The 242-nt window shown below is 48.8% G+C and carries 1 protein-coding gene; it reads left to right on the top strand.

All coding sequences use genetic code 11. The features are described 5' to 3' along the window. Positions 1–15 precede the first annotated feature (15 nt). A partial coding sequence (locus ACKX14_RS16400; RefSeq protein WP_422449501.1) for a hypothetical protein occupies positions 16–242 on the top strand: 227 nt, incomplete at its 3' end.

Below are 242 nucleotides of genomic sequence, written 5' to 3'. Positions count from 1 at the left end.
CGCGGGTATGATCCCGTGGAACTTGATCTCTGGTGCCTGAAGCACGCACGCTCCTGTTATGTAGGGGAAACGCTGTATATAAATATTTTACCCCCGACTTTTCGGATGGTTAAGCCCGCGTTTGAAGCCCTGAAAGGCATTCCTCTTTCTAAAGTAGTGCTGGAGATAACGGAAGGTAATTATATCCTGAATGGGGTAGCGGATGCTGTGAGCAAGTGGCGAGGATTAGGGATTGGTGGTAT

This window comes from Thermorhabdus hydrogeniformans, from assembly GCF_049310025.1.
Taxonomy (GTDB): Bacteria; Bacillota; Thermosediminibacteria; order Thermosediminibacterales; family Tepidanaerobacteraceae; genus JBJYKD01.
Note: the sequence above shows the minus strand (reverse complement) of the source record. Positions and strands in the feature narration are given on the sequence as shown.